The organism is Acinetobacter sp. 18QD2AZ41W (assembly GCF_009829025.1).
GTDB lineage: Bacteria > Pseudomonadota > Gammaproteobacteria > Pseudomonadales > Moraxellaceae > Acinetobacter > Acinetobacter pseudolwoffii.
The window spans coordinates 1-15,356 of sequence record NZ_WURP01000013.1; the positions used below are offsets into that span (position 1 = coordinate 1).

The 15,356-nt window shown below is 43.1% G+C and carries 13 protein-coding genes and 1 pseudogene; 8 read left to right on the forward strand and 6 right to left on the reverse strand.

From position 1 onward, the window contains the following. Positions 1-351 precede the first annotated feature (351 nt). Complete coding sequence (locus GVV58_RS12960) at positions 352-924, reverse strand: peptidylprolyl isomerase (protein ID WP_100355787.1); 573 nt, start codon at positions 922-924, stop codon at positions 352-354. Between the two features lie 103 nt (positions 925-1,027). Between GVV58_RS12960 and GVV58_RS12965 the strand changes: the two genes are divergently transcribed. Further along, positions 1,028-1,702 (forward strand): acetoacetate decarboxylase family protein, encoded by a 675-nt coding sequence (locus GVV58_RS12965; RefSeq protein WP_159516718.1) that lies wholly within the window; start codon positions 1,028-1,030, stop codon positions 1,700-1,702. A 71-nt stretch (positions 1,703-1,773) separates the two neighbouring features. Here the strand turns inward: GVV58_RS12965 and GVV58_RS12970 are convergent, their stop codons facing one another. Then, a complete protein-coding gene (locus GVV58_RS12970) occupies positions 1,774-2,844 on the reverse strand; it encodes an alpha/beta hydrolase (RefSeq protein ID WP_159516719.1) in 1,071 nt (356 codons plus the stop codon). 216 nt (positions 2,845-3,060) lie between these two features. Here GVV58_RS12970 and GVV58_RS12975 point away from each other — a divergent pair, with 216 nt between their 5' ends. From GVV58_RS12975 to GVV58_RS13000, 6 genes and pseudogenes are all read left to right on the forward strand, one after another. Continuing rightward, the gene (locus GVV58_RS12975) at positions 3,061-3,570 is read left to right on the forward strand and encodes a hypothetical protein (RefSeq protein WP_005173548.1); all 510 of its coding nucleotides are present in this window, start codon (positions 3,061-3,063) and stop codon (positions 3,568-3,570) included. A gap of 853 nt (positions 3,571-4,423) precedes the next feature. Continuing rightward, positions 4,424-4,972 carry a nucleotide exchange factor GrpE gene (gene grpE / locus GVV58_RS12980; protein WP_005173545.1) on the forward strand — a complete coding sequence of 183 codons (549 nt, stop codon included), beginning with the start codon at positions 4,424-4,426 and terminating at the stop codon, positions 4,970-4,972. 155 nt (positions 4,973-5,127) lie between these two features. After that, positions 5,128-7,071: a molecular chaperone DnaK gene (gene dnaK, locus GVV58_RS12985; protein ID WP_074383783.1), complete on the forward strand. Its 1,944-nt coding sequence runs from the start codon at positions 5,128-5,130 to the stop codon at positions 7,069-7,071. A gap of 170 nt (positions 7,072-7,241) precedes the next feature. Next, a pseudogene (locus tag GVV58_RS12990) lies at positions 7,242-7,502 on the forward strand (hypothetical protein); the annotation flags it as partial. 60 nt (positions 7,503-7,562) lie between these two features. Further along, on the forward strand, positions 7,563-8,471 hold the full coding sequence (locus GVV58_RS12995; protein WP_005173536.1) for a matrixin family metalloprotease: 909 nt from the start codon (positions 7,563-7,565) through the stop codon (positions 8,469-8,471). Between the two features lie 106 nt (positions 8,472-8,577). After that, on the forward strand, positions 8,578-8,955 hold the full coding sequence (locus GVV58_RS13000) for a hypothetical protein (protein WP_167381287.1): 378 nt from the start codon (positions 8,578-8,580) through the stop codon (positions 8,953-8,955). Between the two features lie 55 nt (positions 8,956-9,010). Here GVV58_RS13000 and erpA read toward each other — a convergent pair whose 3' ends face one another. The 4 genes from erpA to GVV58_RS13020 form a co-directional block, all read right to left on the reverse strand. After that, positions 9,011-9,346 (reverse strand): iron-sulfur cluster insertion protein ErpA, encoded by a 336-nt coding sequence (gene erpA, locus GVV58_RS13005; RefSeq protein WP_004281944.1) that lies wholly within the window; start codon positions 9,344-9,346, stop codon positions 9,011-9,013. Between the two features lie 121 nt (positions 9,347-9,467). Continuing rightward, positions 9,468-10,475 (reverse strand): putative solute-binding protein, encoded by a 1,008-nt coding sequence (locus GVV58_RS13010; RefSeq protein WP_074384156.1) that lies wholly within the window; start codon positions 10,473-10,475, stop codon positions 9,468-9,470. A gap of 192 nt (positions 10,476-10,667) precedes the next feature. Beyond that, positions 10,668-11,678 carry a putative solute-binding protein gene (locus GVV58_RS13015; RefSeq protein WP_159516720.1) on the reverse strand — a complete coding sequence of 337 codons (1,011 nt, stop codon included), beginning with the start codon at positions 11,676-11,678 and terminating at the stop codon, positions 10,668-10,670. Positions 11,679-11,932: 254 nt separating this feature from the next. Then, positions 11,933-12,937: a putative solute-binding protein gene (locus tag GVV58_RS13020; RefSeq protein WP_159516721.1), complete on the reverse strand. Its 1,005-nt coding sequence runs from the start codon at positions 12,935-12,937 to the stop codon at positions 11,933-11,935. Positions 12,938-13,154: 217 nt separating this feature from the next. On the opposite strand from GVV58_RS13020, the gene GVV58_RS13025 reads away from it, so the two are divergent. Continuing rightward, positions 13,155-15,086, forward strand: a complete 1,932-nt coding sequence (locus GVV58_RS13025; RefSeq protein ID WP_074383787.1) for an ATP-binding cassette domain-containing protein — start codon at positions 13,155-13,157, stop codon at positions 15,084-15,086. Positions 15,087-15,356 lie beyond the last annotated feature (270 nt).

The window sequence follows — 15,356 nt, forward strand, 5'->3', positions numbered from 1 at the left end:
GTAATTTCTACCATCAATCAATGAAAATAATTTCGATCGATCAACCAGTAAAAATCCACACAAGTTGTTCTTCATAAGCTCTTAATGATCTTTCTAACACCTCGTCAGTGCCAGAAGCTGGACTTCGATATACTTAACAACTCAGCAATCTGCTTCGTTCGTTTCCGTCTATCTCGTCGGTATGTGCTCATTATAGGGCAATTTCTTACACGTGCAAGCGCTTTTAACGCACAGGAATCACGAGTGTTTTATTTTTATGCACCAAATTGGTTCAATTCCATACAATTCATTACATAAGTACATATTTTTAAAACAGAAATATAAATTAAATATTTCTGTTTTATTCTGTACCTAGTTTTTCACGACTGGTGCTTTAATCGTCACACTGGTGATTTTTACAGGGTTCACCGGCACATTTTGATGCATTCCATAGTTTCGGGTCGGTACTTTAGCAATCTGATCGACGATATCCATACCTTTAGTGACCTTACCAAAGACCGCATAGCCGGCATTTCTGGCAGAACGATCCAGGAAATCATTATCAACCAGGTTCACAAAGAATTGTGCTCGGGCAGAATCCGGCTGATTGGTACGCGCCATGGCTAAAGTACCGCGTTTATTTTGCAGACCATTCGATGATTCGTTTTTAATGGGTGCTTTGGTATTGGCTTTTTCCTGCATGTTCACATCAAAGCCACCGCCCTGCACCATAAAGCCTGGAATGACGCGGTGAAAGATCGTGTCCTTATAGAAGTTACTCTTTACATAGCTTTCAAAGTTCTTTGCCGAGATTGGCGCTTTGTCATTGAAGAGTTCAATTTCAATATTTCCTGATGAAGTCTTCATCTCAATAATCGTATTTGCAGCAAAGCTTGGTAGACTGAGCGCAGCAAGTGCGATCACACATAATGATTTCTTTAACATTTATTAACTCATCTACTTAGAAGTAATGGTTGTGAATGACTATATATTAATCTTTTATAACTCATAATGCAGTGATCTGCCGACTAAAGACAAGAGAATAAGAATGAAGCATGCATTATTACAGGAGCAAAATATCCACCAGTTTCCACCTTGGCGTTTGCAGGGTGAAGGTTTTATTCTGAATTATTGGCTGACCCCCAGCTTTATTGAGCAAGCGAAACAGTTCCGGATCGCACCATCTCCGCTGGGGCGGATGGTCCAAGTCTTATTGGTGCGTTATCATTCTTCGCCGATTGGCCCTTATGATGAGTTACTGATTCTGGATCATCCTTTAATTAGTAAACGGCACCTCAGCTCGATTCCTAAAATTTATGTGTCTACTCATGAATCTGTCGTACACGGCCAGCATTTATGGGGTATTCCCAAAGAACATGCAGAATTTGAATGGCAGGAAAAAAATCAGGAAATATTGTGTCATATTCAGCATCAAAACCAGCGTATGACGATTCGACTCAAAAAAACCAAATCTGCGCGCAAGTTCTATATTAATAGTCATCATATTCCAGCCTCTATGCTCAAAATTCAGCAAGCCTGGAAAGGTCAGCGTTTTCAGTTCAGCCCACAATTCCGTGGTCATCTCTCCAAGCTGTCCCAAGTGGAATGGCAAAATATCAATAATATATTTCCAGATTTTTCTAAAGCCAAGTTGCTACAGAGCTTTTATGTACCCAAGTTTAATCTGATCTTCCCTGAAGCAAAGATTGCGACCAAGCCATAACAACTTATATCAAGCCAGGTATAAAAAAGGCATTTCCATGAGAAACACCTTTTTGTATGCACGTTTTGGATTTAGCTATGTTTATCCCAAAATTTGCGAAAATCTTTGCTGATCTCGATTACATATTTTTTAGCACGGCGGGAAATCGGGGTTAAATTGATAAAACCATGGGCCTGATCGATATAGTCATGATAATAAACACTTACCCCATTTTGACGTAATTTATGTGCATAAATAGAACCTTCATCATGCAAAACATCATGTTGTGCGGTAATCACATAGGCAGGCGGCAAGTTTTTCAATTGACCATAGGTGGGAGAAACCAATGGATCATCCAGTTCAATCTGGTGAGTTTGGGCATACATCAAGGTCACCAGATCAATATCCTGATCTGACAATACCAAGCCGTCTTTATAAGCATAAAAAGAGGGATGACGGCTTTTAAAATCAACCGCCGGATAAAGCAAGAGCTGGGCACGTGCTGCATAAGATTTGCCTGCACTACGCTGCGCCACCACTGCTGCCAGATTTCCACCTGCACTGTCTCCCGCCACCGCAATCCGGTTTTTATACACTTTCAGCTGTTTACTATGCTGATGTGCCCAGGCGAGGGCATCTTCACAGACCTGTACCATCTGCAAGGGACTAAATTCCGGTGTCAGCGGATAAGCCACACTCAGCACCTGTACTTTGGCATGCACTGCCAGAAGGCGACAGAACTCATCATGGCTGTCCAGACCACCCACCATAAATGCACCGCCATGATAAAAAATCACCATAGGCAACTTCTTTTGCGGTGCAGGATGATAATGCCGGGCAAAGATGCTGCCACTTTGCAAAGGCAGACGCAGCTCTTCTACCATTTTCACAGCAGTCGGTCTGGCCTGAATTGTTTTCATGCGCGCATCAAACGCCACCCGTGCCTGTGCGACATCTTCACTCAGAAAGCTGCCATGCCCCTGTTTAAGCTGAATCGCCATCAGGCATTTGACCATGGGGTCTAAATTAGGATAGTGATGAGGATAGTCCAAAGCCTTAACCAATGCGTCTTGTGCAATACCAGGTAAGCGATCCAGCATACGCGCTGCTGTGCCTTGCCCTTTCTCCATGACACTTTTCAGTACTGGATGATTCACAGTCATTATTTTTAGTCCTTATTCTCTTAATTCTTCATAGTTTCTACACGATTAGCGTTTCAGTGACCATATTCTTATATAAGTCTTAATATCTAAGTACATATAGTTTTATCCAATACGTTAACCTGATTTATAAAAGATGTCATTGACCGTTTAAATGGTATTTTTGACGTAGTTTTGCGAGCTTCAGTATATTTTTTATTTCAAGTTGGGAGAATGCCTATGGCTGGCAAAATTATAGCTCTGTCTCTGGCGACTGCATTTTTGGCTGTAGGCTGTGTTGCTTTCCCTGAAGATGGTGGCTACTACGATGGCCGTTATGATCAGCGTTCTGATCGCCGCTATGAACAGGACCGTCGTTATGAGCAACAGCGTCGTTATGATCGGCAACGCTGGGAATATGAACAGCAACGTAAACGTATTGAACTGGATCGACGTAAACAGGAAGTGCAGCGTCGTAACTGGGAACAGGACCGTAAAAGACAGTTAGAACAGGACCGACGTAAAAGCCAGCTGGAACGACAACGCCAGGAACAGCAGCGTAAAAACATGATGAGCCAACGGCAAAAACAGGCTGAAGCAGAACGTAATAAACGCCGCCTGGAGCAGGATCGTAAACGGATCACCGATCAGCGTGCCAGAAAAGCCCAGCAAAACCGTTCATCTAACCCACGCTGGAGCGATAATCGACGTCAACAGCAACAGCAGCGTCCACGCGATCGCCGTGATTAATGCTTTGATTTCACTCTTTGTTAAAAAAGCCTGTAGCAGGCTTTTTTAATGGAAAATTTTATCTCAAGCTGATTGAATAAAAGTAGTATTTTTGCATGAAGGTCGGACTAAGCCGCCAAGCCATCATTTTTATCTTGATCAGATCAAGAATGCTCAATTTTAGCAAAAAAAAAGGCCTATCTTAGAGAAAAAGATAAGCCACGAAAACACATTTCAAAATAAGAAGAAACTACAGCGATAGAATCTGGAATAAATATTAATCAAAAGTTCATCTATTGAGAAATACTTTATTGCTTAGATATTAATCGCTTTTATGTCTAATAAATAATCAGGCAAAAAAAAGCCAAGTCTTGGGGGAACTCAGCTTGAAAAAAGTAACTTGAAATAAGGCAACAGCAACCGAGTTCGGCTCTCTCCTCTGAACAAGGTCGCTGTCTATGTCAGTATCATGCAATTTTTTTACTAATATTTAAAACAGATTAAAATTATTAAATTTATTTAAAAATACGATTATCAATTTTTTATATTTATTTTCAAATAATTCATGTTTTATTTTAAAGCTCAGATTGTCTATTCAGCGACGTATACAACAATGATCAGATGACTCCTTGATCATTTACTTCAATTTATCTCCGCCTATATCGCGGTAAAAGCCTGCCATCTGCTCGCTGTTTTATTCAGAATTTTGTATAAATCTTAAATTTAATCTTGACTGACGCTTGAATTTTTACACCCTGCCCCGATTTCTTTAGGTAATCAAGAACTTCAACCATGGCAGTTCAGCATTAACGCAGTGAATACTGAGGCCTGAGGACTGTACATGTTTAAGAACCCATTTAAACGGAGTAAATCAATGGCGACTGAGCAAAACGAGCAAGCTCAAAAATTTGAGCAAGAGCAAGCGGAACAAGATACAGCGCAAACTCAAGCTGAAACCGAGCAGGCAGAAGTTTCCGTTGAGTCTTTACAAGAGCAGATTGCGCAGCTTGAAGGTGACTTAAAGTTAGAAAAAGCACGTACGGCCAATGCAGTCTACGAAGCACAAAAAAGTGTGGAACGTATTCAGCGTGAATCTGAAAAGCATAAAGATACCGTTTTAGAAAAGTTCTCTAAAGAACTTTTAGAAACCGTCGACAATCTCGAGCGCGCCATTGTTGCCGCAGGTGAAGAGAAAACTCCACTGCTGGAAGGCGTTGAACTGACACTTAAATCTTTATTGAATACCTTAGAGAAATTTGGAGTCGTGGTGGTAGACACCAGTAACGGCTTTAATGCTGATCTGCATCAGGCAGTTGGGATTGATCCAAATGCCAAAGCCAATGAAATTGGCACTGTTTTGCAAAAAGGCTACACGCTGAATAATCGCCTGTTGCGTCCGGCGATGGTCATGGTTGGCGCTTAAGCCAAATAAATTCGGGAGTTTGTGAAATTTTTTCAACAATTTTACTTGAAAAAAATCGAACGGCTCTCATATCGGATAACAAGTAAATCCCTTTTAATTTCCCTTTGATAAAGGGAAAAGTTTGGGAATAAAAAAATTTTTGAGGAAACATCCAAATGGCTAAAATCATTGGTATTGACTTAGGTACTACAAACTCATGTGTTGCAGTACTTGAAGGCGACAAAGTTAAAGTAATCGAAAACGCTGAAGGCGCGCGTACAACGCCATCAATTATTGCCTATAAAGATGGCGAAATTCTGGTAGGTCAATCGGCAAAGCGTCAAGCGGTAACGAATCCGAAAAATACCTTGTTCGCGATCAAACGTTTGATCGGTCGTCGTTATGAAGATCAAGCGGTACAAAAAGATATCGGTCTGGTACCGTACAAAATCATCAAAGCTGACAACGGTGATGCTTGGGTTGATGTCAACGACAAGAAACTTGCGCCACAGCAAATCTCTGCTGAAATCTTGAAAAAGATGAAGAAAACAGCGGAAGATTACCTGGGTGAAACAGTAACTGAAGCGGTCATTACCGTTCCTGCTTACTTCAACGATGCCCAGCGTCAAGCCACTAAAGATGCAGGTAAAATTGCAGGTTTAGAAGTGAAACGTATCATCAACGAACCAACGGCTGCTGCACTTGCGTTCGGTATGGACAAGAAAGAAGGCGACCGTAAAATCGCGGTTTATGACTTGGGTGGTGGTACATTCGACGTTTCAATCATTGAAATTGCGGATCTTGATGGCGACCAGCAAATCGAAGTGTTGTCTACTAACGGTGATACATTCCTGGGTGGTGAAGACTTCGATAACGCATTGATCGAATTCCTGGTTGAAGAGTTCAAGAAAGAACAAAACTTCAACTTGAAACAAGATCCGCTTGCGCTGCAACGTTTAAAAGAAGCTGCTGAAAAAGCGAAGATCGAGCTTTCTTCTTCGAATGCAACTGAAATCAACCTGCCATACATCACTGCTGATGCGACTGGTCCTAAACACTTGGTGATCAACGTAACACGTGCGAAACTTGAAGGTTTGGTTGCTGACTTGGTTGCGCGTACCATTGAGCCATGTAAGATTGCACTTAAAGATGCTGGTCTTTCGACTTCAGACATCTCTGACGTGATTTTGGTGGGTGGTCAATCACGTATGCCAATGGTTCAACAGAAGGTTCAAGAATTCTTCGGTAAAGAGCCACGTAAAGACGTAAACCCTGATGAAGCAGTCGCAATGGGTGCTGCGATTCAAGGTGCGGTACTTTCAGGTGACAAAACTGACGTACTTCTACTTGACGTTACTCCGCTGACACTTGGTATCGAAACCATGGGTGGCGTGTTAACAGCAATCATCGAGAAAAACACCACGATTCCTGCGAAGAAATCTCAAGTGTTCTCGACTGCTGCTGACAACCAGCCTGCTGTAGACATTTCTGTGTTCCAGGGTGAACGTAAAATGGCGCAGCAAAACAAATTGTTGGGTAACTTCCAATTGGGCGATATCCCACCTGCGCCACGTGGTGTGCCACAAATTGAAGTATCTTTCGATATCAACGCTGATGGTATCTTGAAAGTATCTGCAAAAGACAAGAGCACGGGTAAAGAGCAATCGATCCAGATTAAAGCAAACTCAGGTTTGTCTGATGCTGAAATCGAAGCAATGATCCGTGATGCTGAAGCGAATGCTGAAGAAGATCGCAAATTCGAAGAATTAGCGAAAGCACGTAACGAAGCGGATGCGTTAGTTTCTTCTGCTCAAAAAGCAGTGAAAGATTTGGGCGAGCAAGTGACTGCAGACGAAAAAACTGCAATTGAAACTGCGGTTTCTGAGCTTGAAGCATCAACTAAAGAAAATGATGTTGAAGAAATCAAAGCGAAAACTGAAGCGTTGCAAAACATCATCATGCCGATCACTCAGCGTGCCTATGAAGCAGCTCAAGGCCAAGGCGGTGCGCAAGGGTTTGATCCGAACGCATTCGGTGGTGACGCTGGTCAACAACAGCAAAAAGCGGACGACGGCGTTGTAGATGCTGAGTTCACTGAAGTAAAAGATGACAAAAAATAATTTGTCGCTTTAACTGAAAAACCGCGCAATAGCGCGGTTTTTTTATGTCCAAATTTTAAAGCATGAAGGTAAAATGACTAAAAATGGATCGTATGTTCAAGTAAAGCTGTTTAAGCTAAATCCAGCATGAAACGACCATCAACCCTGAAAATTCTGATTTTGCGGCCTTTCAGCAATGGGTTAAAGCCATGTTATTGCTACAGGAACGCCACGCTTGTCGACTGTATGCCAAATCCGGCCGGGGTATGGAGCTAGAAGCGCAAGTTGGCTGGCGCACGGGCTGGATCGAAACACCACAGGCTGACATCGTGGTCTTTTCCCTGAATATACAGATGCACAGTCATATGGATCCGGCGATTCGCCTGGACATTTTACAGCAGGCCTTGGCCGAATTAGGACTTTATCCAAAAGCTGAGCAGGAAGGCAAATAAGCATGGGAAATGCCTTAAAATTAAGCTATATTTTTTAAAAATAAGCATCTCAATAGCAATATGCGCCTTCTACTCTGTCTGGTCATCGTTGGGTTAATCCTGTCTGCCTCTATGCATATGCAGACCAAAGCTCATCCACAACTGCGCTACAACTCGCTTGCAGACCGGCTCAGTCATCCTTTTGACACACGTTTACGCTTTAAGGTCGATCAGGTTGATGCAGGCTTTGGGCTGAGTAAAGAGCAAGTGATTCAACTGAGCAAAGAAGCCGTCGAGATCTGGCATCAGGGCACCCATCGCGATGATCTGCTGCTCTATGATGAAAATGCCCAGCTGAGTATTCATCTGATCTATGATCAACGGCAACAGGAATATAATGCCTTAAAGAAAGTCGAAAAACAGTTGCTGGCAGATGATGCCCAGTATCAACGTCAGGTCAAAAATCTGGAAGCATCTTATCAACATCTGGAAAGTCAGCAACAGCGCTTGATCCAGCAAAGAGATCAGATTAATTATGAATTTCAGAAGCTACAGCAACGACGGCATCAGCCAAATTTATCTGCCTATGAGCACGAACAATTAGAATATGAGTTTCAGGCTTTACAGCGCAAATCGGAAAATTTTAAACGGGAAGCCGAGTATCTTCAGCGACAGCAAAGTTCTTTTAACCTGAATGTTTCGCTGCATCAACATAGTCTTGAAAATCATCAACAGAATATCATTCAGGCCCAGCAACGTTTTCCTGCCCGTGAATTTCATAAAGGGGTATTTATGGGTCATCAGATTCATGTATATCAGTTTGATGCAGAAGATGATCTGCGTCTGACACTGGCTCATGAACTGGGGCATGCTTTGGGCCTGTATCATCATGATGATCCAGAGGCGCTGATGTATCCGGTACTGGGAAAACAGAATTTACAACACTTTCAGTTGCGACCTGCCGACAAGACTTTGCTGTATCACCGTTAAGTGATCAGCCTGAATTCCTTAATTAATTTAAGTGTATAAGTGTTATAAAAAAACACTCTATTCGGATTTCATGTTATTGTGAACGGCTACATTGTTCAGGCCATCTTTGGAGATTCATGTGAGTTACTACCATATTTTAATTGAAGTAAATGACCACATTAGTACGATTGATGAAACGCGTGATATCGAGATCTTTGATATTGAGGATATTCAGCCACATCTTCATGCGATTTTATTGCCTTATTTCAATGAACAGCTGATTGAACTGGACGATGAGAATCTGGAATATAAAGATATTTTACATCTGGAAATCAAACAGACCCTCTTGCCGATCAATGACCTGATCGAAGAAGAGCAGCGCCTGTTGCCAAGTGATACCGATATTACCATTAGCGCTTATGAGATTTTTAATAATCGTGAGCTGAGTCAGGATGTCACATCAGTAATTTTTGACCTCTTGGAAGCGGTAAAACTGGAAAATTAAGTTTTCTTCAGATATAAAAAAGTCCTCATCAAGAGGACTTTTTTATTGTACGTGTTTAGATCGAGAATGAAGATCCACAACCACAAGTGGTGGTCGCATTCGGGTTTTGCACCACAAAGCGTGAACCTTCCAGACCTTCCAAATAATCTACAACTGAACCGACCAGATATTGATAGCTGAGTGAATCGACCAGTACTTTCACATCGCCGTTGGCAAATTCTGCATCATCTTCATTCTGACTTTCGGCAAAGTTAAAGCCATAAGAGAAACCTGAACAGCCGCCACCGGTAACATACACACGGAGCATTAAGTCTTGGTTACCTTCACTGTCACGCAACTGGCGTACTTTATTTGCGGCATTGTCGGTGAGCACAAGCGCTTGGGCATTCATGGCGGATTCCTCTGTTGAATGGAATGTCTTTAAAAAGAAAAGACCATATCGAAGTATAACACACTCAATATATGGTCAGTCTCTACAGATTAAAAGTCAAATCAGAGTAATTTTATCAGGATTATTTGTAGTTCTCATCCTGTAAGGCACATTCGAAGTTTTGCGGGTTCTGTTTACAACGGAATTGCCACAGCAGTTTCATCATGCGCTTATCATATACGCCGCGTTTGGTCAGGTCTATTCTGGAATCGCGCATCATTTTCTGATAGCCCGGTTTATCTGCAGCCGGAATATCCATCCAGTATTTTGCAGGAATATCGGCTTTCATTTTGCCCAGAATACCAAAAGCGCGCGGCAACTGGCTTCTCACCCATTCACGTGATTTTTGACCATAACCCGCCGGGAATTTATCGGGACGGATAATGATATTACCGGTCACTTGCAACACCGGATAATTCACAATCGCACCTTTTGTACCTAAGCCTTTGTGTAATTCTAGGGGTTTAAATACCGCAGCGGGTGCGCCAATGATATCAACCTGACCATTGTTAAACTTGGCGCCAAAGTTGGTGACATCGGCACTAACGGCTTGAGCACCAACCTGCTGCACCATGATTTTTTGTGCTTCATCATAGTCGAGTACCGCAATTTTTTTACCTGCAGCTTTGGCCACGGTATTAATACTACGGTCATTGACCAACAGAAAAGCATCACCGACAGGAATCACCCCCACCACTTCATATTTGCCATTGAGCATATGTTTGGCAAAAGTCGGACTCGCCAGACCCTGCATCACTTTAACGGCCAGATTCAGATCTGGAATCGCCCCGATGGCATCGAGTGAGCCGGTAAAACTGTTGAACTGACGCCCGCGCATTCCAGTAACACTAATCCCGTCACATTTTCCGGCTTTAAAATCTTCTGCAACCACGGCTTCATTGGTATTCACTCTAAGCTCGATATCAGCGCCCCAGTTTTTCGCTGCCAGCTGATAATCTTTCATGACGCTATACACATCGCCATTTTTGCCCACCAGATCAAATACGCACATCACCTGTTTGGCCTGTACCAGACCTGAAACAGTAAATGTCGCTGCGGCCAATGCCAGTATTTTCCATCTTCTTTGCATCATCCTAATGTCCTTATACCTTGTTTTTGTTATTGCGATTTCAGCCGCATCTAATTATTTTTATATCAATCATAAGAAATCAATCTTTAGATCAAGCTTAAGCTATTTAATCAGCTGTACAATGGCTGATCTGCCTCAGTTCAACCACAAAAAAAGCTTAGACTCAGCTAAGCTTTTTCTTTAAAAATCAAATTACTCACCCGGAAGTGAACACTCAAAATTGGCTTTGTCGACAGAACAGCGCGCGCGTTTTAACACTGACATCATGCCAGCATCATAGATTCCGCGTTTGGTCATGTCCATACGGCCATCACGTAACATTTTCTGGTACTTGGTTCTATCTTCAGCGCTCAGATTCATTTTATATTTCGACGGAATTCCGGCTTCCAGACGGCCGATCATGGCCATACTTTTTGGCAGGTTTTTGATAAACCAGTCACGCGATTTTTGCCCAAAACCTGCCGGGAATTTTTCCGGGCGAATGACAAAATCGGACGTCACATGCAGCACCGGGAAATTAAACATCGCGCCGTTATTGCTGAGGCCTTTATAAATCTCTAGCGGTTTATAAGCATAGGCTGGTGCCCCCACCATATCCACCTGACCATTGTTAAATTTGGCCACAAAATTGGATACATCGGAAATCACAGCCTGTGCACCGACACGCTGCACCATAATTTTCTGAGCATCGTCATAGCCCAATACTGCGAATTTTTTACCTGCGGCTTTTTCGATCGAGTTAATATTTTTGTCACGGACAAAGATGAACGCCGAACCAAGTGGTGCAATCCCGGCAATTTCGTATTTTTTACCACCCAGATTAGTTACCATTTTCGCGGCATTACGTTTGTCCAGAGCAAAACTGATCGCACGCTGGGCAATGGCATTACTTGGTGCGCCGCCCAGTGCGTCAATAGAACCGGCAAATTTATTGTATTGACGGGCACGCATGGCGGTCATAAATACGCCATCACATTTACCTGCCTTAAAATCATTGTCGGCAACCGCTTCATCCTGACGGGCAATCAGATTGATTTCTGCGCCCCAGCCTTTTGCAGCCAGTGCCCATTCTTGCGCCATCTGGAAAGACTCACCGGATTTACCCAGTAAGTCAAACACACAGATATCGACTTTTTCTGCATGTGCTGCACTTGCAAAACTAAATGCAGAAAATGCAGCCAATGATAAGAGTGTTTTTTTCATTGTAGTGATCCTTTGAAATCTTGTTATTCGCTGAGTGTCCGTACACGGGACAAATATTAAGCAAGTTTAATTAAAAAAAATAGAGCATTTACTCCATTTAAAGCCGGCATTTTGGCCTATAAAGATAAATCAGCAGGAGTTATCTCAGTTATTTTTAAATATATAATTAAATATCAATGCCTTAATATTTAAAATTGTTTTCTTATAATTACATTTACCTAGATATAGTTACAAAGATATACATCTTTGCAGATTTATTCCCCACTAATCGAACACTCAAAATTAGTTCGTTCTACCGTACAGCGGGCACGCTTCAATACCGTCATCATGCCGGGATCATAAATACCTTGTCGAGTTAAATCGATGCGGCCTTCGCGCAAAATCTTCTGATAGGCGAGGCGATCTTCACGGCTTAGATTCAAAATATATTTGCTTGGAATTTCAGCTTCCATGCGCTTGACCATCGCAAAGCTGCGCGGTAACTGTTTCACAAACCAGTTTCGGGATTGTGCCGCAAAACTTGCCGGAAATTTCTCCTGCCGGATGATCAGGTCGGCGGTGACATTGATCACTGGAAAATTAATCATGGCGCCTTTATTGCCCAGACCTTTTTCTAATTCAAGCGGTTTAAAGGCATAAGCCGGTGCAGCCACAATATCGACTTCGCCCTGATTAAACTTACGAATAAAATTGGAAATTTCCGACATTACCGGCACGGCTTCAATCCGGTTGACCATAATTTTCTGGGCATAGTCATAATGCAGCACGGCAAATTTCTTGCCTTTTACCTGTTCCAGTTTATTCAGCTCGCGATCACGGACAAAAATATAAGCCGGGCCAATCTGTCCGATCCCGGCCACTTCAAATTTTTCTTTGCCAATCTGGGTGATCAGGCGCTTGCTGTTGCGTTTGTCCAGTACATAACTGATGGCTTTCATGGCAATGTCATTATTTGGCACACCACCAATCGCATCAATCGAGCCGGCGAATTTGTTATAGGCGCGGGCCCGCATGGAGGTCATATAGAAGCCATCGCATTTGCCTGCCTTGGCATCCTGATCCACTTTGGCTTCGTCCTGATAGGCAGTCAATTGAACATCAGCATTCCAGGCTTTTGCAGCTAAGGCCCATTCTTCCAGTAATTTAAAAGATTCGCCAGACTTGCCCAGCAAATCAAAAACACAGACATTTACTTTGGCATGACTTGAAGTCGATGCCAGTAGACCCAGTGCAGATAAAACTAAAAATCCCTTTTTCATTTTTATTTTACTCTATTATATTTTTTGCTTGATCAGCTTCTACTATAAACAACTGTTAATGCTGAAAATAGAGCTTATACTCAACTTATGCGTCCATAATATATAAATTCACAGTATTTAAAAGCTGGCTCATTTCAGTAAAAGTCGCAAGATTTTTCATTTTCCCAAGGCTTTCCTTTAGAATAGGCGCATCTTATTTCTTAGCTTTGATTTCTCAATGATTCAGTTAGACCAGTTATCTATACGTCGCGGTGGACGTGTTTTATTTCAAAAAGCGTCGATGCAGTTACACCCAGGATGGAAAATTGGCCTAACCGGTGTCAATGGTGCAGGGAAATCGACCCTGTTTTCAGCTTTGCTTGGTGGCATGGAGTCAGACACCGGTTCGTTGACCCGTCCTGCGGTATGGACCGTGGCGCATATGGCGCAGGAAATCAAAGCGCTGAATATGAAAGCCATTGATTTCGTCTTGTCCGGCGATGAAGAATACTGGGATATTCAGCAGAAACTGGAGCAGCCAGATCAGCTGGATGATGCAGAACTGGCCCATTTATATGGCCGTTTTGATGAAATTTCAGGTTATTCTGCACCGGCCAAAGCTTCGCAACTGATGGCCGGTCTGGGCTTTTTTGAACATCAATCCCAACTGGATGTTTCAAGTTTTTCTGGTGGCTGGCGCATGCGCCTGAATCTGGCGCGTACCCTGATGAGCCGTTCCGATTTACTCCTTCTTGATGAACCGACCAACCATTTAGACCTGGATGCCATTCTCTGGCTCGAAGACTGGCTGAAAGCCTATGAAGGTACGCTGGTGCTGATTTCGCATGACCGGGATTTTCTCGATGCGATTACCGACCATATTTTACATATTGAAAATCAGGAACTGATTTTATATACCGGTAACTACTCGACCTTCGAGCGTACCCGCAGTGAACGTCTGGCGCAGCAGCAACAGGCTTATGAAAAGCAGCTGGAAACCCGCGCACATCTGCAAAAATATATTGACCGTTTTAAAGCGCAAGCCACCAAAGCCAAGCAGGCACAGAGCCGGATCAAACAGCTGGAGCGTATGCAGGAACTGTCTGCTGCCCATGTTGATACACCATTTACCTTCAGTTTCCGTGAACCGACCAAAATGAGTTCGCCTTTATTGCAACTGGAACATGCCGATATTGGTTATGGTGACAAGCTGATTGTCACCAATGTCAATTTACAGATCACGCCAAGCAGCCGGATTGGTTTGCTCGGGATGAATGGTGCCGGTAAATCTACCCTAATTAAATCGCTGGTCGGTGATTTAAAATTGCTTCAGGGTCTGCGCAAAGACTCGGAACTGCTCAATATTGGCTACTTTGCCCAACACCAAATGGATGCACTGGATGGCAATGCCAGCCCGATGTTACAGCTGGCCCGTATTGCCGATAAAAAAATCAGTGAAGCCAGCTTACGTTCTTTCCTGGGCAGTTTTGGTTTTAGCGGCGAACGCATGGATACGCCAAGTGAAAGTTTCTCAGGCGGTGAACGTGCCCGTCTGGCTCTGGCATTGATTGTCTGGCAGCGTCCAAACGTGTTGATTCTGGATGAACCGACCAACCATTTAGATCTGGATATGCGTCATGCATTGACCATGGCCTTGCAGGATTTTGAAGGTGCTGTGGTGCTGGTATCGCATGAACGCCAGCTGATTGCCAGTGTCTGTGATGAATTGCTGCTGGTACATAATGGTCAATGCCGTGAATTTGACGGTGATCTGACCGCTTATGCCGACTGGTTACGTCAGGCCCGCATTGAGATGATCAAAAACGGGCAGAAGCCAGCCGAGCCGGTGAAATCTCAGGTCGAAGTCAAAGCAACCATTTCCAAACTGGACAAAGAAGCACAGCGTAAGGAAGCGGCACGCCAGCGGGAACTGAGCCGCCCGATTCGTAAAAATATCGAAAAATGCGAAGCACAGATTGCAAAGGTTACGCCGCGTCTGGCTGAAATTGAAACTTTACTGGGTGACAGTGCTTTATATGAAGCCTCACGTAAAAATGATTTGCTCAAACTGATGAATGAGCAAACCGAGCTGAAAGCCAAACTGGAAACAGCCGAGGAACAGATGCTGGAACTGATGATGGAACTGGAAAGTCTGGAGCAGTCCTTCTAACGCTATTTCAACACCCCCCATTATCTGAGAGATGAGTAACAAGCGTTATTCATCTCTTTTTTTTATTAAAACCACCCATGTTTAATATTTTCCTCCTGCTTTTCATCTTCGGGTAGTTCCTCGCTATTCTTGAGTGCTGCATCTCTTCTTCAAAACTCGACACATTTTGTCGTGAATTACGCAAGTGCCATATAAGTTTATTTTTTAAACAGTGGAGTGGCTTTTTTCATACATTAATTTACAGCGTCAGCTTGCATCCTAAGGCTCTAA

Excerpts from the sequence above, each read along its gene's own strand:
- GVV58_RS12960 (WP_100355787.1), bottom strand. The coding sequence starts at position 924 with ATGTTAAAGAAATCATTATGTGTGATCGCACTTGCTGCGCTCAGTCTA.
- GVV58_RS12965 (WP_159516718.1), top strand. The coding sequence starts at position 1,028 with ATGAAGCATGCATTATTACAGGAGCAAAATATCCACCAGTTTCCACCT.
- GVV58_RS12970 (WP_159516719.1), bottom strand. The coding sequence starts at position 2,844 with ATGACTGTGAATCATCCAGTACTGAAAAGTGTCATGGAGAAAGGGCAA.
- GVV58_RS12975 (WP_005173548.1), top strand. The coding sequence starts at position 3,061 with ATGGCTGGCAAAATTATAGCTCTGTCTCTGGCGACTGCATTTTTGGCT.
- grpE (WP_005173545.1), top strand. The coding sequence starts at position 4,424 with ATGGCGACTGAGCAAAACGAGCAAGCTCAAAAATTTGAGCAAGAGCAA.
- dnaK (WP_074383783.1), top strand. The coding sequence starts at position 5,128 with ATGGCTAAAATCATTGGTATTGACTTAGGTACTACAAACTCATGTGTT.
- GVV58_RS12995 (WP_005173536.1), top strand. The coding sequence starts at position 7,563 with ATGCGCCTTCTACTCTGTCTGGTCATCGTTGGGTTAATCCTGTCTGCC.
- erpA (WP_004281944.1), bottom strand. The coding sequence starts at position 9,346 with ATGAATGCCCAAGCGCTTGTGCTCACCGACAATGCCGCAAATAAAGTA.
- GVV58_RS13010 (WP_074384156.1), bottom strand. The coding sequence starts at position 10,475 with ATGCAAAGAAGATGGAAAATACTGGCATTGGCCGCAGCGACATTTACT.
- GVV58_RS13015 (WP_159516720.1), bottom strand. The coding sequence starts at position 11,678 with ATGAAAAAAACACTCTTATCATTGGCTGCATTTTCTGCATTTAGTTTT.
- GVV58_RS13020 (WP_159516721.1), bottom strand. The coding sequence starts at position 12,937 with ATGAAAAAGGGATTTTTAGTTTTATCTGCACTGGGTCTACTGGCATCG.
- GVV58_RS13025 (WP_074383787.1), top strand. The coding sequence starts at position 13,155 with ATGATTCAGTTAGACCAGTTATCTATACGTCGCGGTGGACGTGTTTTA.